Origin of the sequence: Mangrovitalea sediminis, from assembly GCF_002514725.1 — a bacterium.
GTDB classification, from domain to species: domain Bacteria; phylum Pseudomonadota; class Gammaproteobacteria; order Pseudomonadales; family Oleiphilaceae; genus Mangrovitalea; species Mangrovitalea sediminis.
Genome location: NZ_NTLB01000004.1, coordinates 324,465 through 348,975, shown reverse-complemented (window position 1 = coordinate 348,975; position 24,511 = coordinate 324,465). Strand labels below are relative to the sequence as shown.

Sequence of the window (24,511 nt, the reverse complement as noted above, 5' to 3'; positions counted from 1 at the left end):
ATTCGTCAACACAACAGGATATTGGTCAATGGTCACAATCCGTTTGGCACGTGGTGGCTCCAAGAAGCGCCCGTTCTACCATTTGACGGTTACCGACAGCCGCAAATTCCGCGATGGCCGCTTCATCGAGCGCGTGGGTTTCTTTAACCCGGTCGCCAGCGGACAGGAAGAACGTCTGCGTGTAGACCAGGAGCGCGTTCAATACTGGCTGTCGCAGGGTGCGCAAGCCTCTGATCGTGTTTCCAAGCTGCTGAAGGAAGCTGCTCAGTAACAAGAGCGCTTCTTGGGGTGATATGCGTGTCGCAGGCTGAGCAAGAAACGGTTTTTGGGCGCGTCACCTCGGTGTTTGGGGTCAAGGGATGGGTGAAAATCTATTCCTATACGGACCCAATGGAGAATTTGCTGGAATACAAGCGCTGGGAACTACGTTTCCCTGACGGCCGGCGGCAGCAGGTGAAGGTCATTGAAGGCAGGCGGCACGGTCCCGGTTTGGTGGCTCGTCTCGCTGAAGTTGATGATCGCGATAAGGCCAGGCTGCTTTGTGGCGCTGAAATCGTGGTTCCGATCAGCAGCTTGCCGCCGTTGCCGGAAGGCGAGTATTACTGGCACCAGTTGGAAGGTCTGAGCGTTGAGACGCTTGGCGGTCAGCGCCTGGGTGTCGTCGATCATCTGATGGAAACCGGCTCCAACGACGTGCTCGTCGTTCGGGGTGACGCTGGGAGTATCGATGATCGGGAACGTCTGATTCCCTATCTACCGTCAGATGTTGTCAAGGCAGTGGATCTGGCGGCGGGTAAGTTGGTCGTCGATTGGGACGCTGAGTTTTAGATCGTGTGGATTGGTGCGGTAACGCTGTTCCCGGAAATGTTTGAAGCATTGACGGGATATGGCATCACCGGCAGGGCGGTCAGGTCCGGTCTTCTGGATCTGGAATGCTGGAATCCGCGTGATTTTACGTATGATCGTCATCGCACGGTGGATGATCGCCCCTACGGAGGCGGTCCCGGCATGTTGATGAAGGTACAGCCTCTGCACGATGCTATCGCCAAGGCGAAAGCATCGGGGCCTGCCGGGGCGCCCGTGGTGTATATGTCACCCCAGGGAGAGCGTCTGACGCAGTCGCTGGTTGGGGAGTTGGCCGCGGAGCCTGGATTGATTTTGGTGTCCGGGCGTTACGAAGGCGTGGATGAGCGGTTGATCCAGAGTCAGGTCGATCGTGAAGTATCCCTCGGGGATTTCGTGCTGAGTGGTGGTGAGCTGGCCTCCATGGCGCTGGTGGATGCGGTGACGCGATTGATTCCTGGCGCGTTGGGGCATGAGCTCTCGGCCGAGCAGGATTCATTTGCGGATGGCTTGTTGGACTGTCCGCATTACACGAGACCTGAGGTCTACGAAGGACAGGTTGTTCCCGCTGTTCTTCTGGGTGGTCACCACGAGGAAATTCGCCGCTGGCGCTTGAAGCAGGCTCTGGGGCGAACATGGTTGAGGCGCAGGGATCTGCTGGCGGAACGGCAATTGACGTCCGAAGAGCGATTGTTGCTGGACGAATTTATTCAGGAAAACGGTGTCCCGGAGTCTGCGGGGCCAACGGTTGGTGTTAGGAGCGAACGATGAGCGGCAAAAACAACATCATCAGTCAGATTGAAGCCGAACAGATGACCAAGACGGTGCCCGAGTTCGGTCCGGGCGATACTGTCGTGGTTCAGGTGCGCGTTTCCGAAGGGAACCGTGAGCGTCTGCAGGCTTTCGAAGGCGTGGTGATCGGTAAGCGTAACCGGGGTATGAACTCCTCTTTCACCGTGCGTAAGATTTCTTACGGCGTCGGTGTGGAGCGTACCTTCCAGACTTTCAGTAAGCTGGTTGACAGCATTGAGGTGAAGCGTCGCGGCGATGTTCGTCAGGCGAAGCTGTATTACCTGCGTGATCTGTCCGGTAAGGCTGCACGGATCAAGGAAAAGCTGAACTAAGCTTATCGGTAGTCTGGCAGTGCGGCTTCGGCAATTGTGTGCTGATGTCGGCGTCGAATCGATGGCTGTGTTTGGTAAGCGAAACGGGTGGCCCAGGCTGCCCGTTTTGTCGTTTTGGGGTGCTGAATCGCTGAGCGGGTGGTGTCTGCATGTCTTCTCCAGAAGTACCTGATGCAGACCTGGCGCTCATTGAGCGCTTTTCCGAAGCACTGTGGTTGGAGCAGGGGCTCAGCGAAAAAACGCGTAACGCCTATTACAGCGACTTGTTGCAGCTCTGCCGCTGGTTGCAGTCGCTGTCGCCCCCGGTGGGATTGGTTGCGGTTACGCGTGAGCAAGTGCTGCAATACCTTTCTTTTGGGCTTTCCCGCGGCGATAAGCAGACCACGGCTTCCCGTCGGCTTTCTTGTCTGCGTCGTTTTTTCCGTTGGTCGTTAAGAGAGTCGTTGATCGCGAACGATCCGACGCTGAGGGTCAGCAGCCCCCGTTTGCTGAAGCCATTACCTAAAACGCTTAGCGAGCAGAATGTCGAGGCCCTTTTGGGCGCGCCTGATCTTTCCGAGCCTCTGGGATTGCGGGATCGTGCCATGCTGGAAGTATTGTATGCCTGCGGACTCCGGGTGTCTGAATTGGTGCAGCTGACGCTGTCGCAGCTAAATCTGCGTCAGGGCGTGGTTCGTATCCTCGGGAAAGGGAGCAAGGAGCGTTTGGTGCCGCTGGGGGAAGAGGCGCTTTACTGGGTGGGGCGCTATTTGGCGGAGGCTCGGCAGAGCCTTCTCAAAGGGCGGGTTAGCGATGCCGTTTTCCCGGGGATGCGCGGCGAGGCGCTGACCCGTCAGGCGTTCTGGTATCGGATCAAGCATTATGCCCAAGTGGCGGGTATCCGCGGCTCGCTTTCGCCCCACACGCTGCGCCATGCTTTTGCCACTCATCTGCTGAATCACGGTGCAGACCTTCGCGTGGTGCAGATGCTCCTCGGTCATGCTGATCTTTCGACAACGCAAATCTACACACATGTTGCGCGACAGCGTTTACAGGCGTTGCATGAATTCCATCATCCCCGTGGTTGAAGTTGCTTGCATCGGCGCTCCCGGCGCCGCACTATTTGGGCGTACGGGCCCGGTCGGCGGCCCTCGTTGCGCCGTGCCGACACATCCTCAGGAGCGTCTATGAGATCAGTAAATTTGCGGTTGGTCCTCTGTGTGTTGCTGGGTTTTACGGTTGTGTCCGTGCAGGCAGAAACCTTGACGGCGGATCAGGCTGCAGCGAAGGCCATTCGGGCGCAACTGGCCAAGGCGGTGCCAGCCCTTCAGATTACCGGCATCAAGCCGGTCGGGCAGTCCGGGCTTTATGAGGTATCCAGTAACAACAGCGATATGATTTACGCCACGGCGGATGGTAAGCACTTTGTGCTTGGACAGATGTATTCGGTGAGCGAGAAGGGACTGGTGAATCTGACAGAGCAGGCGAAGGCCCGTGAGCGGGTGGCACTGCTCAAGCAGGTTCCGGCGAGCGACATGATCACCTATGCGCCCAAGGGTAAACCCAAGGCGATCATCGATGTCTTCACTGACCTGGACTGTCCCTATTGCCGTCGTCTCCACGAGGAAGTGCCACAGCTCAATGCAATGGGTATCCAGGTCAATTATCTGGCCTATCCGCGTTCAGGCCCTGATACGCCGTCGTTTGAAAAATACATTTCCGTATGGTGTGCCAAGGATCGTAAGGCTGCTTTCACCGCCGCCAAGGCCGGACAGCCTGTGCTGAGCAAAACCTGCGCTAACCCGGTGAGACGCCAGTATGATCTGGGAAATCGCATCGGTGTCGATGCGACGCCGACAATTATCCTGCAGAGTGGGGAGATGGTGCGCGGCTATCTCCCGGCAGAGCAACTGGCCAAAGGGCTGGGTGTTTTGTAGAAGGCGTCAAGACCTTGATTTGCCCCGATTGACAGGTTTCAAGGCCCCCCGCTATGGTCCTAGGGTGTCGCTGCCACTTCCGGGTGGCGATTCCTAACCTGTAACGGAGTCCGTGCATGAATTCCTCGTTCCCGCGTATCCAGCGTTTGCCTCCTTATGTTTTCAACATCGTCGGCGAGTTGAAGCGAGAGGCGCGAGCGCGGGGAGAGGACATCATAGATTTCGGGATGGGGAACCCTGATCAGCCGACGCCGCCGCATATCGTTGAGAAGTTGACGGAAACCATTCAGCGAGGGGACACCCACCGTTACTCGCAGTCGAAGGGTATCCCGCGCCTGCGACGTGCGATGACCAATTGGTATCAGCGCCGCTATGGTGTCGAGCTCGATCCCGAGAGCGAGGCGATTGTCACGATCGGCTCGAAGGAAGGGTTGGCGCATTTGGCGCTGGCGACGGTCGGGCCGGGTGACGCGGTGCTGGTGCCGAATCCATCCTATCCGATACACCCCTATGGTTTTGTGATCGCGGGTGCCGATATCCGTCATGTGCCGCTGACCCGGGACCGGGACTTTTTCGAAGAGCTGGAGAAGGCTATTCTCGATTCCTGGCCCCGTCCGAAGATGTTGGTCCTCAACTTTCCGGGCAATCCGACGGCTCAGTGCGTGGACCTGGCGTTCTTCGAGAAGGTCGTCGCGATGGCCAGGGAACATGGCATCTGGGTCGTTCAGGATCTCGCCTATGCCGATATTGTCTTTGATGGTTATCAGGCGCCTTCGATTCTGCAGGTGGAAGGGGCAAAGGAGATTGCCGTCGAGTTTTTTTCGTTGTCCAAAAGTTATAATATGCCCGGCTGGCGCGTGGGCTTCTGCTGCGGTAACCGTGATCTGATCGCGGCTTTGGCGCGGATTAAATCCTACCTCGATTACGGTACCTTTACGCCGATTCAGGTGGCTGCGATTGCGGCTCTGGAAGGCGATCAGTCCTGCGTGTCCGAGATCAGGGACATGTATCAGCGCCGTCGTGATGTCCTGTGCCAGGGCTTGAAGCAGATCGGCTGGCCGGTAGCGACGCCGAAGGCGACGATGTTTGTTTGGGCTGAGATTCCAGAGCCCTATCGCGCCATGGGGTCCCTGGAGTTCAGCAAGAAATTACTGAAAGACGCAGGCGTGGCCGTGTCGCCGGGTGTCGGCTTTGGCCATTACGGTGACGATCACGTCCGTTTTGCGTTGATCGAAAACGAGCAAAGAACACGACAGGCTATTCGAGGGATCCGGACCATGTTCCGGCGCGACGGCCTGGTGGCGCTGACTGAGCCATAGTGCCGGTTCGATAATCATCGAAGCACATCAATCCACGAAAGAAATAGCACAGAGGTGACAGCTTGAAAGAGGTTAAAGTCGGGATCTGCGGACTGGGTACCGTCGGCGTTGGTACGTTCAACGTGCTAGCCCGGAATGCCGAGCTCATTGCTGGTCGGGCCGGCTGCCGAATTCGGGTGCTGCGAGCCGCCTCCCGTCGCCTGCGTCCCGGTGTCGAATTGGGTGATGTGCCGTTTTCGGACGATGTCTTTTCCATTGCCCGGGATCCTGATATCGATGTCGTTGTGGAGCTGATCGGTGGCTATGACGTCGCCCGCGAACTGGTGCTGACGGCTATCGAGAATGGCAAGCATGTCGTTACGGCCAATAAAGCGTTGATTGCCGTGCATGGCAATGAAATTTTCGAAGCCGCCGCCGAGAAGGGTGTGATCGTGGCCTTCGAAGCCGCTGTGGCAGGCGGTATTCCTGTCGTCAAAGCCGTTCGCGAGGGAATGTCTGCCAACCGGATCGACTGGATCGCCGGCATTATCAATGGCACAGGCAACTACATTCTGACCGAGATGCGCGCAGGACGGGATTTCAAGGATGTGTTGCGCGAAGCGCAGGCACTGGGCTATGCCGAAGCCGATCCGACCTTTGATATCGAAGGGATCGACGCGGCGCACAAGCTGACGATCCTGGCTTCGGCCGCTTTCGGGGTGCCGCTTCAGTTCGACCGTGCCTATACCGAGGGCATTAGCGGTATCACGCCTTTCGATATTGCCCACGCTGAAGCGCTGGGCTATCGCATCAAGCATCTTGGCATTACCCGTCGCCGTGACCAGGGCATCGAGTTGCGCGTGCATCCGACGCTGGTGCCGGCGAGTCATCTTATCGCCCAGGTTGACGGCGTCCTCAACGCTGTCCTGGTGGATGGCGATGCGGTCGGGCAAACGATGTATCACGGGCCGGGTGCCGGCGCTGAAGCGACCGCTTCTTCTGTCATCGCCGACCTCGTCGATGTCGCCCGGGCCGTTATGTCCGGTACCCACAAGAGCGTTCCCTATCTGGGTTTTGAGCCGGATGCGGTGGACAACCTGCCGGTACTGCCGGTGGACGAGATTTTTTCCGCGTACTACCTGCGAATCCAGGTTCAGGACCACCCCGGTGTACTGGCCAAGGTGGCGACGATCCTCAGCGACAGCGGCATCAATATCGAATCCATCATGCAGAAGGAATTCGAAGAGCAGAATGGGACCATTCCCATTATCATGCTGACGCATACGGTGCAGGAACGTCAGATCGACCGGGCGATTGCCGAGTTGGAAGCCCTTCCGGACATCGTCGGCAAGGTCGTGCGCATCCGCACGGAGCATTTCAATCACTGAGCGCCGCTAGGGGCGCCTTTCGTTTTTTCGACAGGAATCGCTTGTGAAATACATCAGTACCCGTGGCCAGGCGCCTGCTCTGGGATTTGAAGACGTTCTGTTGACCGGTCTGGCAGCGGATGGCGGCCTCTATGTGCCGGAACTGCTACCCCGTTTCACGCTGGAGGAAATTCGTTCCTGGCGCGGACTGCCCTACAGTGAGCTGGCGTTCAACGTCATGTTCCCGTTTGTGGAAGGGGCGATCCCGGCTGATGATTTCCGGGCCATGCTGAAAGAAACCTACGCGGATTTCGCCCATCCGGCTGTAGCGCCGTTGATACAGATCGGCAGCAACGAATGGGTCATGGAGCTGTTCCGCGGACCGACGCTGGCATTCAAGGATTTCGCCCTACAGCTCCTGGGACGCCTGCTCGACTATGTGTTGGAAAAGCGTCAGCAGCATGTGGTTATCCTGGGCGCGACCTCGGGCGACACCGGCTCCGCGGCCATCGAAGGCTGCCGCCGTTGCAAGCATGTGGATATCTTTATCCTGCATCCCCATCAGCGGGTGTCGGAAGTTCAGCGTCGCCAGATGACGACGGTTCCCGGCGACAATATCCATAATCTGGCGGTTCGCGGAAATTTCGACGACTGTCAGCAGATGGTCAAGGCGAGTTTCGGCGATCAGTCCTTCCTGGATGGCAAGGCGCAGCTGGTGGCAGTGAATTCGATCAACTGGGCGCGGATCATGGCCCAGATCGTCTATTACTTCCATGCGGCGCTTTCGTTGGGCGGGCCGGATCGCAGTTTGGCATTCTCGGTGCCGACCGGAAACTTCGGCGATATTTTTGCCGGTTACCTGGCACGTGAGATGGGACTGCCCATCGAACAGCTGGTCATTGCGACCAATCGCAATGACATCCTGCACCGCTTCATGAGCGGTAACCGCTATGAGAAGCACCAGCTGGAGCACACGCTGTCGCCCAGTATGGATATCATGATCTCCAGTAACTTCGAACGCCTGCTGTTCGACCTTTACGGTCGTAACGGTGCAGCGGTGGCGGATCTTTTTGCCCGTTTCCAGCAGGGACCGGTCAGTATCGACGACTATCGTTGGGCTCAGGCGCGCAAGTTGTTCGATAGTTATGCGGTTGACGACGAAGCAACCTGCGCCACCATTGCTGAGGTGTTCTCGGAAGCGGAATACCTGCTCGACCCGCACACCGCCATCGGCGTCAAAGCGGCACAAGCCTGCCGTCGGGACGCGTCCATCCCCATGGTGACCTTGGCGACCGCTCATCCTGCCAAGTTTCCGGATGCCGTCGAAAAGGCCGGCGTCGAGGCGCGACCGGCACTGCCGCTGCATCTGGCAGACCTGTTTGAGCGCGAGGAGCGCTATCAGGTATTGGATAACGATATTACGGCCGTTCAGCAGTTCATCGCAAAGCACTGGAAGTTTGCCTGATGCTATAACCGGGGTGCCGGGAAGGCACCCTGCTGATACGCCACAGGGACATCTCTCGCCGTGAGCAATATGCCTAAGAAGATTGTCCGGCGTCCCGTTCCAGACGCCATCGACTGGGGGCAGCAACTGCCTCCGCTGCTACGTCGGCTATATGCCGCGCGTGGTGTCGAATCCGAATCCCAGCTCGATTACACCCTCAAGTCCATGGCGAGCCCCCACACGCTGGCGGGAGCCGAGCGGGCGGCAGAACTCCTGCTGATGGCCATTCGGGACGATGCTTCCATTCTGGTCGTCGGGGATTTTGATGCCGATGGCGCCACGAGTACCGCCGTTGCGTTGCTGGGCCTGCGGATGATGGGCGCGCGTCGCCTGGGCTTCCGTGTTCCCAGTCGTTTTGTCGATGGATACGGCCTGACGCCAGGCATCGTGACGCGTCTGCAGGAGGAGGGCGAGATTCCCGACATCTTGGTTACGGTCGATAACGGCATCGCTGCTCACGAGGGGGTCGTTGCAGCCCAGGCCGCCGGCGCCAAAGTCATCGTCACCGACCATCACCTGCCCGGAGAAACGCTGCCTCCGGCCGAGGCTATCGTGAATCCCAACCAGCCGGGTTGCGAGTTCCTGAGTAAGAATGCGGCGGGAGTGGGTGTCATGTTCTATGTGCTCACCGTGTTGCGACGCCATCTTCGGGACGCTGGGTATTTCGCGGAGGGGCGCGAACCACCGATCGCGGATCTGCTGGACCTGGTTGCGCTTGGCACCGTCGCCGATGTGGTGCCATTGGATCATAACAACCGGATTCTGGTGGAGCAGGGGTTGCGTCGCATCCGTCGAGGGTTGGCGCGGCCGGGTATCCTGGCGTTGCTGGAGGTTGCCGGGCGGGAACCGCAGCAGATATCCGCAACCGATCTTGGATTCGTGCTGGGACCCCGACTCAATGCGGCCGGACGTCTGGACGATATGAGTCTGGGTATCGCCTGTTTGTTGGCGGACGATCCGCAGCATGCGCACACGCTGGCAATAGAGCTGGACCGGCTCAATCGCGAACGGCGTAGTATCGAGGACGACATGAAGCAGCAGGCCCAGGTGCTGCTGTCCAATCTGGCATTGGATGATGAAGGCTTGCCATGGGGTGTGGCGCTTTACGAACCGGAGTGGCATCAGGGTGTCATCGGCATTCTGGCGTCACGGATCAAGGAGCAGTTGCACCGTCCGGTTATTGCCTTTGCTCGGGCCGACGACGATGGTGAAGAGCTGAAGGGCTCGGCTCGCTCAATCCCCGGGCTGCATATCCGCGACGTCCTGGTCGATCTGGATGCCCGTCACCCCGGCCTTTTACGGAAGTTCGGCGGCCATGCCATGGCGGCCGGCATGACGATCGGCGCTCAGGATTTCGACCGCTTTAGCCGGGCATTCGACGACCGTGTGCGCGCCAAGCTGGATGCACAAGCGCTGGACGCGGCCATTGTGACCGACGGAGAGCTGGCGCCGGATGAGTTGAGCCTGGTGACGGCGCAACTCCTGAAGGACGCCGGGCCCTGGGGACAACAGTTTCCCGAACCCCTGTTTGACGGGGAGTTCGAGGTTGTGAATCAGCGGATTGTCGGCGGTAATCATCTGAAGCTGTTGCTGCGACCATTGCGTGGCCGCGATCTTGTCGATGCCATTGCCTTCAATACCGGCGCACAGGTGCCGGACTATACGAAGGATGGCATCAGGGCGGTGTTCCGTCCGGAGCAGAATCATTTTCGGGGGCGGACCAGTCTGCAGCTGATGGTGGAGTATCTTGAGCCGCGGTGAGTGGCGGGTCGGGCATGTATTCGGGGTGCAGCATCCGGTAGAATGTTGCCCTTTCCCATTTTCGAAGGCGCCGGTTGGCGTCTTCTTGCGGTTAGTGGACGTATAAGATGGAAATCAATCCGATTGTTTTGACGATCAACAACCTTCGAGAGCGCACTGACGTTCTTAGGGGGTATCTTTGACTACGATACCCGGAAGGAACGCCTGGTAGAAGTCGAGCGCGAACTGGAAGATCCCAAAGTCTGGGACTCGCCGGAGAAAGCGCAGGCGCTGGGACGCGAGCGCTCCAGCCTGGAGCAAATCGTCTCCACCATCGACAAGCTCACCGGGGGCTTGGGCGACCTCGAAGAGCTGTTGGAAATGGCGGCCGCCGAGGAAGACGAGAATGCGGTAGCCGACATCCGCAAAGAACTCGACAGTCTCGAAGAAGACCTTGCCCGTCTCGAATTCCGTCGCATGTTTTCCGGTGAAATGGATGAGTCCAACGCCTATCTCGATATTCAGGCGGGATCGGGCGGTACGGAGGCGCAGGACTGGGCGGCCATGCTGCTGCGCATGTATCTGCGCTGGGGTGAGCGTAAAGGGTTCAAGACCGAGCTGATCGAGGTCCAGGACGGCGAAGTCGCCGGTATCAAGAGCGCCACCATCGAATTCCAGGGCGAATACGCCTATGGCTGGTTGCGGACCGAGACAGGCGTGCATCGTCTGGTGCGTAAGTCGCCGTTCGACTCCGGCAATCGCCGGCACACCTCCTTTTCGTCGGTATTCGTGTCGCCGGAAGTGGATGACAGCATCAATATCGAGATCAACCCGGCCGACCTGCGTGTCGATGTCTATCGGGCTTCCGGCGCGGGCGGTCAGCACGTCAACCGGACTGAATCCGCCGTGCGTCTGACCCACAACCCGACCGGTGTGGTTGTGGCGTGTCAGAGCGAGCGTTCGCAGCACGCCAACCGTGATCGGGCGATGAAGCAGTTGAAGGCGAAACTGTACGAGCTGGAGTTGCAGAAACGCAATGCCGAGAAACAGCGCCTTGAAGACACCAAAGCCGACATCGGCTGGGGTAGCCAGATCCGTTCCTATGTGTTGGACGATTCCCGGGTCAAGGATCTGAGAACCAAGGTGGAAACCAGTAATACGCAGGCAGTGCTCGATGGCGATATCGATCGTTTTATCGAAGCCAGCCTGAAAATGGGACTCTGAGCCGAGTAGTCCATTTAGAGATCGAGTGACTCGAGATCGAGCGACGTGGCAGGCGGCGGGTCCGTCTGTCAGCCACAGTGTAAAAACAGCAGCGAGATATCATGACCGAACAGACTTCGAATGCGCCCGCCCACGACGAGAACAAGTTGATCGCCGAGCGCCGCGGCAAGCTGAACGAGCTGCGAGAGCAGGGTAACGCCTTTCCCAACCGATTTCGTCGCGATGCCTATGCCGCGGAGCTGCGGGCGAAATATGGCGAGAAGACCAAGGAGGAGCTCGAAGCCCTGAATATCACGGTCGCCGTTGCCGGTCGCCTGATGTTGGACCGTAAGGCCTTCAAGGTGCTGCAGGATAGCTCGGGACGCATTCAGGTCTATGCCTCCAAGGATGTGCAGAAGGATACCCGTCACTGGGATCTCGGCGATGTCGTTGGTGTGCGTGGCGTGTTACACAAGTCGGGTAAGGGCGATCTCTATGTCAGCATGGATGAATTCATCCTGCTGACCAAGTCTTTGCGTCCGCTACCGGAGAAACACAAAGGGCTGACCGATACCGAGATCCGCTATCGTCAGCGCTATGTTGACCTGATGACCAATGAGGAGACCCGTAATACCTTCCTCAAGCGTTCGAAGATCATCGAGAGTATCCGTCGTTTCATGGTCGAACACGGTTTCCTGGAAGTGGAAACGCCGATGCTACAGGTGATTCCCGGCGGCGCTACAGCGCGTCCGTTCATCACGCATCATAATGCGCTGGATATCGACATGTACCTGCGTATTGCGCCGGAGCTGTATTTGAAGCGGCTCGTGGTGGGAGGCTTCGAACGGGTATTCGAGATCAATCGCAACTTCCGTAATGAAGGGTTGTCGACGCGCCACAACCCCGAATTCACCATGATCGAGTTCTACCAGGCCTATGCCGATTACAATGACCTGATGGATCTTACCGAGGAGATGCTGCGTCGTGTGGCGCAGGAGGCGCTCGGCACGACCGCCATCGTCAACACCGTGCGTGACCGTGATGGCGAAGTTATCGAAACCATTGAATACGACTTCAGCCAACCTTTCCGTCGCCTGTCCGTGTTCAATTCGATCCTGGAGTTCAATCCGGACATTTCTGCCGCCGAGTTGGGCGATGAGCAGGGCGCTCGGGCGATCGCCAAGCGACTGCATATTCCGCTCAAGCCAACTTGGGGGCTGGGTAAGATCCAGATCGAGATCTTCGAGAAGACGGTCGAGCACCTACTGGTGCAGCCGACGTTTATCACCGAATATCCGACCGAGGTGTCTCCGTTGGCGCGCCGTAACGACGACAACCCCTTCGTGACAGACCGCTTCGAATTTTTCGTCGGAGGGCGGGAGATCGCCAACGGTTTCTCGGAGCTGAATGATGCGGAAGACCAGGCCAGCCGCTTCCAGCAACAGGTGGAAGAGAAGGACGCCGGTGACGACGAGGCGATGTTCTTCGACGAGGACTACATCACTGCCCTGGAATACGGCTTGCCACCCACCGCGGGAGAAGGGATCGGCATCGATCGTTTGGTCATGCTGCTCACCGATTCGCCGTCGATTCGGGACGTTATCCTGTTCCCGGCCATGCGGCCCGAAAAGGGGTAGCGTCTTGCATCCCGCCACTGCGAGTCTATTGTCCCATCTCAAGCCCGGTCGCGGTTGGCGGGAGCTGTTGGAACCGGAGTTCCAGCAATCCTATATGCAATCGCTGGGAGACTTCCTGGCTCAGGAAGAGCAGGCGGGAAAGGTGATTTTTCCGCCCTCCCAGTTCTGTTTTAATGCGCTCAACACGACGCCCTTCGATAAAGTGGCTGTCGTGATTCTCGGCCAGGATCCCTACCACGGTCCGGGACAGGCGCATGGGCTCTGCTTCAGCGTACGCCCAGGCGTAAGACCGCCACCGTCATTGATCAATATCTTCAAGGAAATCCAGCGGGATCTGGGGATAGACCCACCTGACCATGGCTGCCTGCAGCCTTGGGCGGAGCAGGGTGTCCTGTTGCTCAACAGCGTTTTGACGGTTGTTCAGGGACAGGCAGGCGCCCACCAGGGTAAGGGGTGGGAGCAGTTCACCGACCGCGTTATTCAGCATGTGAATGACGAGCGGGACGGTGTGGTGTTTCTCCTGTGGGGCAGTTATGCGCAGAAAAAGGGGCAGTTCATCGATCGCCAGCGGCACCTGGTGCTGCAAAGCCCGCATCCTTCCCCATTGTCCGCGCACCGAGGCTTCCTCGGTTGCAGCCACTTTTCCCAAGCCAACCAGTACCTGATCGCCCATGGCCGTAAACCGATTGAGTGGGCACTGCCGGCGAAAGAAGTGCTGTTGGCCCGTTATCAGCGGAAGTCATAAGTAGAAAATTTGCCATTAAAGGCGCGAGGGGGCGGTGACGCTGGAGCGCCACCGGAGTTCTGTCTGGGGGCTTATCCCAGGAACGACATGGCGGCTTCCATTTCCGCGCTGAGATCTTCCTCGCCGGCCATGTCGACGTTGGGGTCCAGGCCGAGGCGAGCGAATGCGCTGATTTTGTTCCAGTCCATTTCGGTAAAGGGGTGTTCGCTGCCGACAAGCGTCTGCAGATTGGCAATCATGACCACGTCGGCGTAGTCCGCTTTGGGGATCTGGCGACCGAAGTTGGTGTACTCGACAGGAATATCCTGCAGTTCTTTCGGGAAGTCCCACTTCTGCAGGATACGCACGCCAATGCGCGGATGCAGTTCGTCGATCAGATTGTCCAGCATGACGTTGCTGATCTGGATGTCGTTGTCTTCCACGTAACGCAGAATGGGGAGCACGCCAATGCCATGGACCAGCCCGGCCAGGGTCGCCTGATCCGGTTTCAGCCGGGTGTAATGTTGGGCGAGTACATGACAGATACCGGCAATCTCCGTGCTCTTCTGCCAACTGTCGCGCAGGCGCTTGTCGATCATATCCGAGGTTGCCTGGAACATCTGTTCCATCGCCAGGCCCATCGCCAGGTTGCTGGTATAGGCCATACCCAGGCGACTGACGGCCATGTTGAGGTTTTCGATTTCGCGGCTGCCCCGGAAAAGCGGGCTGTTACAGACCCGGATCAGGCGTGCCGACATGGCCGCATCGTTACTGATCACCTTGACCAGGTCCGCGACGGACGAGTCATCCGATTCAGCGATATCCCGCACCTTGAGTGCGACTTCGGGGAGCGTTGGAAGGACCAGTTTATCGGCGTCGATAGCCGTCATCAGGTCGGTTTTGATCTTGTCCGCAAGGTTTGACATAAGTCTTCAAATCCATGATAGCCGACGTTTCGGGCCAAAACGCTCTGGCGGGCCTGTGCCCGAAACTGAGTTTATGTAGTTATAGCAGAATTGTGCGGCTTGTATCGGGCATTTAGCCGTTTTGCCTATCGGGTACCTCGTAGGGGATGGGCATAACGGTCAGGAGACTGCCGGTGATCGTTTCCAGTTGGAACGGGCCGTCGAGATCGTTCTGTATCACCGCCAGGGCTTCGTATTTGCCATCGTCGAGGCGTAACACCTTGACCAGTTCTCCCGCCTTTCGTTCATTCGCCATCAGAGTGTCTCCCACCTGGGGTGTTTCCGGGCTGGTCAGGGATAGGCGTACGAGGGTGCGTTTCAGTTGGCCGAGGTAGCGCATGCGGGCAATGATTTCCTGGCCGGTGTAGCATCCTTTCTTGAAGCTGATGCCGTCAAGAAGGTGCCAGTTCAGCATCTGCGGCACGAAGGATTCCAACGTTGCCAGCGTCACTTCGCCAATCCCGGCCCGGATCTCGCTGAGCTGCCACGCGCTGGGGGGCAGCCAGTTCGCATCCTGCTTTGGTAGGGCGTCGGATAACGTTTTCAGCGGCAGCCAGAGTTCGTGGCGGATCAGTCCTTCGATCGTGTTGGGAACCCGCACCCGGATACCTTGGGCAACCGCAGCAGTGTCGCCGACGGCGGTCAGTGGCGTCCTGGCTTCTCCCGCTTCGCCGATGACCACCCAATCTTCCAGTACAGACGCTTCCGCTTTGAAAAACACCATATATTTGCGTAAGCGTTCCAGTGCGGCGGTTGCCGTCTCGCGCGGGGCGCGCAGAAGAAAGTCATCTCCGTGCCGCGCTACGCGGAAGGTCAGATAGGCGCGGCCCTTGGGTGTACAAGCAGCGCCAAGGATGCTGTGGGACATGTCCAGGTTTTCTACGTCGCAGGTGACCTGTCCTTGCAGGAAACGTGCGGCGTCGGCGCCTCGGACGCGGACCACAACCTGATCAATGGCGGCAGAGAGCCATTGCGGCGGCAGGGTGCTCGGCGCCGGGGCCTTATCGCAGGGTATGCCTGCGGCTGCCAGTTCATTCAGTAACAGCGTCATAAAACGTCCGAAGCGTGTCTCAGTGAGTGGGTGCCCGCTCGCCATGTCGGTGTTTGGGGCGGAATCGCAACCAGACTTGCAGGCGACGCAGGGCTTCCGGGTTTGTATTGGTGCACAGTGGATGGCTGCTGAGTACGATGGTGCGGCGCTGTCCCGTCGCATGGGATTTCAACGTGAGCAGGACCCAGTGGGCGAACAGGCGTGATGTGCCTTTGACCCGGGCAACCTGCCAGCCTGTCCTGTCGAGGAACTCGATCTCGCCTCCGCTAGTGCGCAACGCGCTGATGGCGCGGGTACCGCGTAACAATCCCAGGCGGCGACTGTCCCGCCAAAGCCCTGCCACCGGCAGAATCCCAGCAAGAGCAATCACCCAGGGCGGCCGTCCGGACAGCAGCAGGGTGGTGCCGAGCGTCAGCCAAGGTAAAACGGCCAGCAGGGCTAGTCGGTGACTGGGCCGTACAGGGACATCAATCCGGTTGTACACGGCTCAAAATCAGGTCGACAATGCGCGCCAGGTCTGGGTCCTGCGGGCGGCTGCGCTGCATGAACCATTCGAACATATCGGTGTCTTCGCATTCCAGTAGTTGTCTGTAACGTTCTTTATCGTCATCGGCCAGGCTGGGATAGGCTTCTTCCAGAAAGGGGATCAGCAGGACATCCAGTTCAAGCATGCCGCGCCGGCTATGCCAGTAAAGTCGCTTGGTTTCTATTTCATCCGTCATTGATTACTACCTCTTGGCCACGCCGAGAGCACTCGTCCGAGCGCCTCCGGGATGCCCGCTGGTTATAGGGAATCAGGTTGTACGACGCATCCAGGACGTCGGCGTCAGAATGGTGTCTCGGGCTTCGTTCAGAAGCCCCGGAAAATCCAGGGTGTAGTGCAGGCCTCGACTCTCTCGTCGCTGCAGGGCCGAGCAGATCATCAGGTCGGCGACCGTGACCAGGTTGCGCAGCTCCAGCAAATCATTGCTGACACGGTAATTGCTGTAGAACTCTGCGATTTCCTGATGCAGTAAGTCGACCCGGTGCTTGGCGCGCTGCAAGCGCTTGGTGGTCCGTACAATGCCGACATAGTCCCACATGAAGCGGCGTAATTCATCCCAGTTGTGGGAGATGACGACATCCTCGTCAGAGTCGCGCACCTGGGATTCGTCCCAGTCCGGGGCCAGCGGTGCTTCGGGAATATCGGGTGCCCGCTTGGCGATATCATTGGCGGCCGCACGCCCGTACACGAAGCATTCGAGCAGTGAGTTGCTCGCCATCCGGTTGGCGCCGTGCAGGCCGGTGAAGGATGCCTCGCCGACGACATACAGTTGGTTGATGTCGCTGTGCGCGCGCCGGTCGATGATGACGCCACCGCAGGTGTAGTGGGCGGCGGGCACCACGGGTATGGGCTGTCGGGTAATGTCGATGCCCAGCTCCAGGCATTTTTCATAAATTGTCGGAAAATGACCGCGAATAAACTCCGCCGGTTTGTGACTGATGTCGAGATAGACGTGATCGACGCCCAGCCGCTTGATTTCATGGTCGATAGCGCGGGCCACGACATCCCGGGGTGCCAGCTCGCCGCGCTTGTCGAAGCGGTCCATGAAACGGGTGCCGTCCGGCAGTTTCAGCAAGCCGCCTTCGCCCCGGACAGCTTCCGTGATCAGGAAGGATTTAGCCTGGGGATGGTAGAGGCAGGTCGGATGGAACTGATTGAATTCCATGTTGGCTACGCGGCAGCCGGCACGCCAGGCCATGGCGATACCATCGCCGGAGGCACCGTCCGGATTGGTCGTATACAGGTATGCCTTGCTGGCGCCGCCGGTGGCCAGAATGACGAAGCGGGCGCCAAAGGTTTCGACATGGTTGGTCTGACGGTTTAGGACATAGGCACCGACGCAGCGGTTGCCCGGCAACGACAGCTTGCGGTGCGTGATCAGGTCGACCGCGACCCGGTGCTCGAAAATCTCGACATTGGGGCGTTCCTTGACCCGGTCGCAGAGCGCATTGGACACCGCCTGACCCGTAGCGTCTGCCGCGTGAATGATTCGCCGCCGGCTGTGCCCGCCTTCCTGGGTCAGGTGATAGTGTTCCCCATCGTCTTCGCTGCGAGTGAATTCGACACCCTGTTCGATCAGCCACTCAATAGCTTCGCGGCTGTGCTCGACGGTGAAGCGGACGGCATCCTCATGGCAGAGGCCGCCACCGGCTTTCAGGGTATCGCTGATATGATCGGAGATGCTGTCGGTCTGCTCCAGAACTGCCGCAATGCCGCCCTGGGCATAGAGTGTCGAGCCGCTGGAGAGGCTGCCTTTGCTCAACACGGCGACACGCAGGTGCGCCGGTAGCGTCAGGGCTGCCGTTAATCCGGCGGCACCGCTGCCGATGATAAGTACATCATGCTGGAAGGGTTGTGGCATGGCATCCTGGTCGCGGGGCATAATAAACGCCTGTATTGAACTAAACTTTTTTTTCGCTGTCTATTCGACCCACATGAGCGATGACGCTTCTGTGCGGGCACCGGTCTGGATAGTGCCTGCTTTTACTGTGGGGACAGCGAATGGCAAACAATTTTGGTATGTCGCACAGGACGGGAGGCGTTTCCGGAAAAGAGTCTGCCGGAGAAAACCCGCCCCTGAGATTGATTCAAGGTGACGCCGGCGCTCCGGCGGTTTCCAGCGACGCCGCCAACCAGCCGACAGGAGTGCCCGGCGCTCAAGGTATGACGTCATCGACGCAACCCTCTCAGGCTGCACTCGAACAGGGTGAGGCCGATCGCCAACTGATCCAACGCGTTCAGCAAGGGGATCGTTCGGCCTTCGATATGCTCGTTCTCAAATACCAATCTCGGGTCGCCGCTATTATCGGTCGCTACGTGTCCGATTACCATGAGGTGTTGGACCTGGTTCAAGAGACCTTTGTGAAAGCCTTCAGGGCTCTGGAAGGTTTTCGCGGTGAGAGTGCGTTTTATACGTGGCTGTACCGGATTGCGGTCAATACGGCAAAGAACTACCTGGAGTCGCGTGGTCGTCGCCCGCAGGGCACCGTTGACCCAGACGATGCGGAGCGTATCGAAGGGGCCGTTCAACTGCGTGAGATTGCCTCGCCGGAGCGTCAGCTTCAGCGTCAGGAGCTCTATCAGGTACTGCAGCAGGCCATTGCCGAGTTGCCGGAAGAATTGCGAACGGCATTGTTGCTTCGAGAGTTTGACGGGCTCAGTTACGACGATATTGCGAAGGTGCTGGACTGTCCTATCGGTACGGTCCGGTCGCGGATTTTTCGGGCGCGGGAGGCGGTGGATCGCCGTATTGCGCCGCTCCTGGAAAATGGGGATTAGTGGTTATGTGTGGTTGGCGCTTTCTGTTCTGCGAGGTGGCGGACAATGGATGAGCGACTGAAAGAGATCCTTTCGGCAATGGTGGACGACGAGGCCGACGAGTTGTCTGTTCGGCGTGTTCTCCAGCAGGGGGATGTCGAGGAAATGCAACGTTCCTGGCAGCATTGGCATCAGGTTCGCGCTCTGTTACGTGATGAAGAACGCCCATTTGCGAAGGTCGATGTGTCGGCCGCCGTCAGGGCGCAGATCGATGGGGCTCAGCCGCAGCGTCGCCTGCGTCTGCCTGCGGTCACAAAAGTGTTGCCACGTCAGGCTCGCCCCTGGGCCTTGACGGCGATGGTGGCCATGGCGTTGGGGCTCGGGTTTGGGGCGGGCTCACAGTGGCGTCATGCGCTGCCGGGTGCGGCCGATTTGGTGGCGTCGGCTGACGGCGGCTCGCATTCGATCATGCGGGTAGACGACAGTGGGGATAATGCCGCGTCGGGGATGACCAATATTTCGATGGCGCAACTGGACCCGGCGCAGCGTGAGCAGTTGTCGGCCTATCTTTTGCGCCATGCGCAGCATAGCAGTATTGGCGGTGGTCGCGGCGCTGTTGGCTTCGCGCGTGTTGCCAGTATTTCCTATGACGATCAGTGAGAGCGGAGCCCAATTTGTCTGAACGTTCTGGAATTATGGGGTGCGCTGAACGCGCTGTGCCGCTCTGTTGTCGAAGCCGGTCCGGCGAATGGCTGTTATGCCTGCTCTTATTCTGGTCGTCGCTGGCAGCGGCTGAGCAGCCTTCCAAAACTGCGGAGCAGTGGCTCCAGCAACTGGCGCCGGCGCTGAACCGGACGAGCTATAAAGGCGTCTTCGTCTATACCCGCGGTAACGACGTCAATAGCATGCGGATCTATCATCGTTACCGTGACGGACATGTCCGGGAGCGGCTGGTGCAGCTCGATGGTGCCAATGGCGAAATCATCCGGGACGATAATCGGGTGGTTTGTATCTATCCCAATAAGGGACAGGTGCAGCTGGATAACGTTATTCCGGCAGGCCCTTTTGCGGAAGCCTTTGCCAACCAACTGACACCGGTCACCCGCTGGTATACGCCAACGCTGTTGCGTGAAGATCGCATTGCCGGATATCCGGCGGTCGGCATCGAGTTAAAGGCGAAGGATAAGGATCGTTACAGCTATCGGTTATGGCTTGAGAAGAACACCGGATTGCTGGTGCGTAGTGAAGTGGTCGGGGTCCGTGGCCACACCCTGGAGCGTTTCCAGTTCACCGATCTGACGTTTACGGACAATATTCCGGATAGTGAGCTGGAAGCCAAGCCGGGAAATCGCACGATACAGCGGGAGGATATTCGCCAGCCGGATGCGTCGCCCCATCGCACGGAATGGTCGATGGGTTGGAAGCCGGCCGGTTTCGTTGCGGCTGCGGCGCCGGTTTCGGCAAGGAATGAGGCGGTTGCCTACTCGGACGGCTTGGCGTCTTTTTCCGTATTCGTGGAGCCCCTGAAGGGGGTCGACATGCCCTCTGGTGTGTCGCGTATTGGCGCGACGACGGCGTATTTGCGAAAGATCCGACGGAATAACACCACCTTCCTCATTACGGTCGTTGGCGAAGTGCCGCCTTTGACGGCGCGGCGTGTGGCGAACGGGATAGAACTGGGGCATTGAGATCCCGGCGTTGAGAGGACTGCCGAACCTATGCTGGAAGAGTCAGGGCGGGTCGTAGCCATAGAAGGCGACCGGGCTTGGGTGGCCATTAAGCGGCAGTCGGGATGCCAGGGGTGTGACGTCCGCGCAGGTTGTGGCCAGGGCGCTTTGGCTGGGATGGGCTCTGGCAAAATCGTTCAGATTTCGGTGATCAACCATTTGAATGCATGCGAGGGCGATCCTGTTACGATCGGGATGACGGAGTCCGCGCTGTTGCGGGTAGCTGTGCAGGTATATCTCTGGCCGCTGCTGGGGATGTTGTTTTTCGCCGTAATGGCCAATTTGGCCGGCTTCGCCGATTCGGCCGTGGCATTCGCCGGGTTGTTGGGGCTGGGCAGTGGTTTTGTCCTCGTAAGCTGGTTTCAGCGAAGGGGGGCAAGTTCTGGCGACTTGCGTCCTCTTTTACTACGCATTTGTAATGAGCCCTAGCGCGCCAATGTAGGCTGATTTTCTGGTCTTGCGGGCGCTGGCATCTCGCTCCCCGCCCATCTTCCCGTTGTGTTGGCGGTCGTTGTGTGATGAAACCCATCGTTTTTGACGACTTACCAATCCTTAATTTGAAATTCGGCTTGCCGAACACAGAATGATAAGTCAGGAAATCAGGAATGTTACTGATTCTCTCATTCCCCCATTTTTGACGTTGGAGACAAGCATGGTGATGAAAAAGCGTTTCATCCTGCCGTTCTCGCTGTTGTGGGTCTTGATGTTGACCGCAGTGGTGGCTCGCGCCGGTGAATTGCCCGATTTCACGAAACTGGTGAAAGAGAACAAGGCGGCGGTGGTGAATGTCAGTGCGACAGCCGAGTTGGGCAGCAACAGCCAGGCAACGCTGGATCAGAACCAGATTCAGCAACTGCCGGAATTCTTCCGCCATTTCTTCGGTCCCAACGCTCCCCAGATCAGCCCTCACGCACAAGGCGAGCGTCGCTCCATGGGATCGGGTTTTATCGTCTCTTCTGACGGTTATATCCTGACCAACAACCACGTTATCAAGGGCGCCGATAAGATTACGGTTCGCCTGAGTGATCGACGTGAACTCGATGCCAAGGTCGTTGGCGTCGACAAGCGCGCGGATATCGCCGTGCTTAAGGTCAAGGCGGATGACCTGCCAGTGGTCAAGCTGGGCAACTCGGACGATCTGCAGGTGGGACAGTGGGTGTTTGCGATCGGTTCGCCGTTCGGCTTCGATTACAGTGTGACCGAGGGTATTGTCAGTGCTATCGGCCGGGCCCTGCCTGATGAGAATTACGTACCCTTCATTCAGACCGACGTCGCGATCAACCCAGGTAACTCGGGTGGCCCGCTGTTCAATATGGATGGCCAGGTCGTGGGTATCAATTCCCAGATCTATACCCGCTCCGGTGGTTTCATGGGGCTGTCGTTCGCGATTCCCATCAATGTCGCGATGAATGCCTTCCATCAGATCAAGGATACCGGGCATGTTTCGCGCGGCTGGCTGGGTGTGCTGATTCAGGAAGTCAGTCGTGACCTGGCTGAGTCTTTCGGTCTGAAGACGCCGCACGGCGCCCTGGTAGCTCAGGTGATGGACGGCTCTCCGGCGGCCAAGGCTGGTCTGCAGGCGGGCGACATCATCCTCGAGTATGACGGACATAAGATCAATCTCTCATCGGATCTGCCGCCGCTGGTCGGTAGCACCCGTGTGGGCGGTACGGCCAAGCTGCTTATATTGCGAAATGGTGAGCGCAAAACGATCGATGTGACGATCGGCAAGCTGCCGGCAGAACAGGTTGCTGGATCGGGTCAGGGCGGCGTCGCTCCACAAATCACTGACAACAAGCTGGGCATCAGTGTGCAGGCGTTGCCGGACAAGCTTAAGAAACAGTGGAATATCGAAGGCGGTGTACTGGTCGGCCAGGTAGGGCAGGGGCCGGCGATGGATGCGGGTATCCAGTCCAATGACGTGATCCGCAGCATCAACAATCATTCGATTGATTCGGTAAAAGTCTTTAACAAGGTGGTGAAAGAGTTGCCTTTGGGTAAAGCGATTCCGGTGCTGATTGTCCGCAACGGCAATCCCTCCTTCATCGTGGTGAAAATTCCCAAGAAGAAATAGATCGGCATCATACCGCCAGAGAAAGCCCGCGCGATGCGCGGGTTTTCTTTTGCGGGGTTTTATCGCATCGGCAGCGCTTAATTCCCGCGTTGTCTGTCAGGAACATGGTAATGACCGGTGGCCTTCGGTAAAATCGCGCGGTTATACCAAAGCCCTCCGTCGTTCGCCCAAGCACCGTGCATGCGATGGGGTCATCAAGCAGTTTCCTGGAAAGCGGGTATAGATTGTCTGTGAGTGACCTGAGCCATATTCGTAACTTCTCCATTATTGCCCATATCGATCACGGCAAGTCCACGCTGGCAGACCGTTTCATCCAGGTATGTGGGGGACTCACTGCCCGGGAAATGGCTGAACAGGTGCTGGATTCGATGGACCTGGAGCGTGAGCGGGGCATTACGATCAAAGCCCAGAGCGTCACCCTCAATTACCGCGCGCAGGATGGCCGGGAATACGAATTGAATTTCATCGATACCCCTGGGCACGTGGATTTCTCCTACGAGGTTTCCCGTTCGCTGGCGGCCTGCGAGGGCGCTCTGCTGGTGGTCGATGCGGGGCAGGGGGTTGAAGCGCAGTCGGTGGCCAATTGCTATACCGCCATCGAACAAGGTTTGGAAGTGGTTCCGGTACTGAACAAGATGGACCTTCCTCAGGCCGATCCCGAGCGGGTTGCCAAGGAAATTGAGGAGATCATCGGTATTGAGGCGGGTGATGCCGTTCGTTGCAGTGCCAAGAGCGGCATGGGGGTGGATGATGTTCTGGAAGAGATCATTCGCCTGATTCCTCCGCCCAAGGGGGATGTGGAGGCGCCGCTGCAAGCGTTGATCATCGACTCCTGGTTCGACAATTACCTGGGTATCGTATCCTTGGTGCGGGTTTTCCAGGGGACGGTGAGAAAAGGCGATAAGATTCAGATGAAGTCCACGGGCAAGGCTCATCCAGTGGACAAGGTCGGGATCTTTACGCCGAAACAGACCGATACCGGGGTGCTCAGGGCCGGTGAGGTAGGTTTCATCGTCGCGGGTATCAAGGACATTCATGGTGCTCCGGTGGGTGATACCATCACTCACCAGAAGACTCCCGATGTGGCCTCCCTGCCGGGCTTTAAAAAGGTTAAGCCCCAGGTTTATGCCGGTTTGTTCCCGGTCAATGCGGATGACTATGACGACTTCCGCGATGCGCTGGAAAAGCTTACGCTTAACGACGCTTCGCTGTTCTTCGAGCCGGAGAACTCGGATGCCCTGGGTTTTGGTTTCCGCTGCGGTTTCCTGGGCATGCTGCACATGGAGATCATCCAGGAGCGCCTGGAGCGGGAATACGATCTCGACCTGATTACCACTGCGCCGACCGTGGTCTACGAGATTCTGACCACCCAAAAAGAAACCATCTATGTGGATAATCCCTCGCGGTTGCCCGATCTCGGCACCATCGAGGAGATGCGCGAGCCCATCGTCGAAGCCAATATTCTCGTACCTCAGGATCATTTGGGGAACGTTATTGCGCTGTGTGAGGAACGTCGGGGCATCCAGAAGAACATGCTGTTCCTGGGCGCGCAGGTGCAATTGACCTATGAATTGCCGATGAGCGAGGTTGTCCTCGATTTCTTCGACCGGCTGAAATCGGTCAGCCGCGGATTTGCGTCGCTGGATTACCATTTCATCCGCTTCCAACCGGCCAATCTTGTGCGCCTGGATGTTCTGATCAACGGTGACAAGGTGGATGCTCTGGCGCTGATCGTGCATCGCGAGCATTCCCATAACCGTGGCCGGGTATTGACCGAGAAGATGAAGGAGCTGATTCCCCGGCAGATGTTCGACGTTGCGATTCAGGCGGCGATTGGGAACCAGGTCATTGCGCGTCAGACCGTCAAAGCGTTACGCAAGAACGTCACGGCCAAGTGTTACGGTGGTGACGTCAGTCGTAAGAAAAAGCTGCTGCAGAAGCAGAAAGAAGGGAAGAAACGCATGAAGCAACTCGGCCGTGTAGAAGTGCCGCAGGAAGCGTTTCTTGCCGTCCTCCGTGTCGATAACTAGGACCCGA

The 24,511-nt window shown here is 58.2% G+C and carries 24 protein-coding genes; 19 read left to right on the top strand and 5 right to left on the bottom strand.

Translation table 11 applies throughout. From position 1 onward, the window contains the following. The first annotated feature begins 28 nt into the window (after window positions 1-28). The 13 genes from rpsP (at window position 29) to ung (ending at window position 13,377) form a co-directional block, all read left to right on the top strand. Window positions 29-271, top strand: a complete 243-nt coding sequence (gene rpsP, locus CLR77_RS11475) for a 30S ribosomal protein S16 (protein ID WP_097460783.1) — start codon at window positions 29-31, stop codon at window positions 269-271. A gap of 26 nt (window positions 272-297) precedes the next feature. Beyond that, window positions 298-828, top strand: coding sequence for a ribosome maturation factor RimM (gene rimM, locus CLR77_RS11470; protein WP_097461007.1), 531 nt, complete (start codon window positions 298-300; stop codon window positions 826-828). A 3-nt stretch (window positions 829-831) separates the two neighbouring features. Beyond that, window positions 832-1,614: a tRNA (guanosine(37)-N1)-methyltransferase TrmD gene (gene trmD, locus CLR77_RS11465; RefSeq protein WP_097460782.1), complete on the top strand. Its 783-nt coding sequence runs from the start codon at window positions 832-834 to the stop codon at window positions 1,612-1,614. Continuing rightward, window positions 1,611-1,967 carry a 50S ribosomal protein L19 gene (rplS, locus tag CLR77_RS11460; RefSeq protein WP_097460781.1) on the top strand — a complete coding sequence of 119 codons (357 nt, stop codon included), beginning with the start codon at window positions 1,611-1,613 and terminating at the stop codon, window positions 1,965-1,967. The genes trmD and rplS overlap by 4 nt, the downstream gene beginning before the upstream one ends. A gap of 149 nt (window positions 1,968-2,116) precedes the next feature. Further along, a complete protein-coding gene (xerD, locus tag CLR77_RS11455) occupies window positions 2,117-3,034 on the top strand; it encodes a site-specific tyrosine recombinase XerD (protein ID WP_097460780.1) in 918 nt (305 codons plus the stop codon). A gap of 99 nt (window positions 3,035-3,133) precedes the next feature. Beyond that, entirely contained in the window at window positions 3,134-3,883 is a 750-nt protein-coding gene (locus CLR77_RS11450) for a DsbC family protein (protein WP_097460779.1), read from the top strand. A gap of 116 nt (window positions 3,884-3,999) precedes the next feature. Continuing rightward, window positions 4,000-5,202, top strand: a complete 1,203-nt coding sequence (gene alaC / locus CLR77_RS11445; RefSeq protein WP_097460778.1) for an alanine transaminase — start codon at window positions 4,000-4,002, stop codon at window positions 5,200-5,202. 62 nt (window positions 5,203-5,264) lie between these two features. After that, window positions 5,265-6,569 carry a homoserine dehydrogenase gene (locus tag CLR77_RS11440; RefSeq protein ID WP_097460777.1) on the top strand — a complete coding sequence of 435 codons (1,305 nt, stop codon included), beginning with the start codon at window positions 5,265-5,267 and terminating at the stop codon, window positions 6,567-6,569. A 43-nt stretch (window positions 6,570-6,612) separates the two neighbouring features. Next, window positions 6,613-8,013 carry a threonine synthase gene (thrC, locus tag CLR77_RS11435; protein WP_097460776.1) on the top strand — a complete coding sequence of 467 codons (1,401 nt, stop codon included), beginning with the start codon at window positions 6,613-6,615 and terminating at the stop codon, window positions 8,011-8,013. Window positions 8,014-8,082: 69 nt separating this feature from the next. Next, complete coding sequence (recJ, locus tag CLR77_RS11430; protein WP_097460775.1) at window positions 8,083-9,813, top strand: single-stranded-DNA-specific exonuclease RecJ; 1,731 nt, start codon at window positions 8,083-8,085, stop codon at window positions 9,811-9,813. Between the two features lie 107 nt (window positions 9,814-9,920). Then, window positions 9,921-11,016 (top strand): peptide chain release factor 2 gene (gene prfB / locus CLR77_RS11425; RefSeq protein WP_097460774.1). Its coding sequence is split into 2 segments (ribosomal slippage): window positions 9,921-9,992 and window positions 9,994-11,016, totalling 1,095 coding nucleotides; the frame shifts between segments, so codons are not numbered across the junction. A 101-nt stretch (window positions 11,017-11,117) separates the two neighbouring features. Further along, a complete protein-coding gene (gene lysS / locus CLR77_RS11420) occupies window positions 11,118-12,632 on the top strand; it encodes a lysine--tRNA ligase (RefSeq protein ID WP_097460773.1) in 1,515 nt (504 codons plus the stop codon). 4 nt (window positions 12,633-12,636) lie between these two features. Beyond that, complete coding sequence (gene ung, locus CLR77_RS11415) at window positions 12,637-13,377, top strand: uracil-DNA glycosylase (protein ID WP_097460772.1); 741 nt, start codon at window positions 12,637-12,639, stop codon at window positions 13,375-13,377. Window positions 13,378-13,448: 71 nt separating this feature from the next. Here the strand turns inward: ung and CLR77_RS11410 are convergent, their stop codons facing one another. The 5 genes from CLR77_RS11410 to nadB all read right to left on the bottom strand — a co-directional run bounded on the left by CLR77_RS11410 (window position 13,449) and on the right by nadB (window position 17,777). Beyond that, window positions 13,449-14,282, bottom strand: coding sequence for an HDOD domain-containing protein (locus CLR77_RS11410; RefSeq protein WP_097460771.1), 834 nt, complete (start codon window positions 14,280-14,282; stop codon window positions 13,449-13,451). A 112-nt stretch (window positions 14,283-14,394) separates the two neighbouring features. Next, a complete protein-coding gene (ygfZ, locus tag CLR77_RS11405) occupies window positions 14,395-15,372 on the bottom strand; it encodes a CAF17-like 4Fe-4S cluster assembly/insertion protein YgfZ (protein WP_158227185.1) in 978 nt (325 codons plus the stop codon). A gap of 19 nt (window positions 15,373-15,391) precedes the next feature. Next, window positions 15,392-15,856, bottom strand: a complete 465-nt coding sequence (locus tag CLR77_RS20135) for a protein YgfX (protein WP_158227184.1) — start codon at window positions 15,854-15,856, stop codon at window positions 15,392-15,394. Beyond that, a complete protein-coding gene (locus tag CLR77_RS11400) occupies window positions 15,840-16,094 on the bottom strand; it encodes an FAD assembly factor SdhE (protein WP_097460769.1) in 255 nt (84 codons plus the stop codon). The genes CLR77_RS20135 and CLR77_RS11400 overlap by 17 nt, the downstream gene beginning before the upstream one ends. Before the next feature lie 72 nt (window positions 16,095-16,166). Then, the gene (nadB, locus tag CLR77_RS11395) at window positions 16,167-17,777 is read right to left on the bottom strand and encodes an L-aspartate oxidase (protein WP_198962757.1); all 1,611 of its coding nucleotides are present in this window, start codon (window positions 17,775-17,777) and stop codon (window positions 16,167-16,169) included. 140 nt (window positions 17,778-17,917) lie between these two features. On the opposite strand from nadB, the gene rpoE reads away from it, so the two are divergent. The 6 genes from rpoE (at window position 17,918) to lepA (ending at window position 24,504) form a co-directional block, all read left to right on the top strand. Then, entirely contained in the window at window positions 17,918-18,694 is a 777-nt protein-coding gene (gene rpoE, locus CLR77_RS11390; protein ID WP_406564951.1) for an RNA polymerase sigma factor RpoE, read from the top strand. Between the two features lie 45 nt (window positions 18,695-18,739). Beyond that, window positions 18,740-19,333 carry a sigma-E factor negative regulatory protein gene (locus CLR77_RS11385; RefSeq protein ID WP_097460767.1) on the top strand — a complete coding sequence of 198 codons (594 nt, stop codon included), beginning with the start codon at window positions 18,740-18,742 and terminating at the stop codon, window positions 19,331-19,333. Between the two features lie 14 nt (window positions 19,334-19,347). Continuing rightward, the gene (locus tag CLR77_RS11380) at window positions 19,348-20,361 is read left to right on the top strand and encodes a MucB/RseB C-terminal domain-containing protein (protein WP_227519886.1); all 1,014 of its coding nucleotides are present in this window, start codon (window positions 19,348-19,350) and stop codon (window positions 20,359-20,361) included. Between the two features lie 30 nt (window positions 20,362-20,391). Beyond that, entirely contained in the window at window positions 20,392-20,829 is a 438-nt protein-coding gene (locus CLR77_RS11375) for a SoxR reducing system RseC family protein (RefSeq protein ID WP_097460765.1), read from the top strand. 223 nt (window positions 20,830-21,052) lie between these two features. Next, window positions 21,053-22,474 (top strand): DegQ family serine endoprotease, encoded by a 1,422-nt coding sequence (locus CLR77_RS11370; protein WP_198962743.1) that lies wholly within the window; start codon window positions 21,053-21,055, stop codon window positions 22,472-22,474. Between the two features lie 230 nt (window positions 22,475-22,704). Further along, a complete protein-coding gene (gene lepA / locus CLR77_RS11365) occupies window positions 22,705-24,504 on the top strand; it encodes a translation elongation factor 4 (protein ID WP_097460764.1) in 1,800 nt (599 codons plus the stop codon). The last annotated feature ends 7 nt before the right edge of the window (window positions 24,505-24,511 follow it).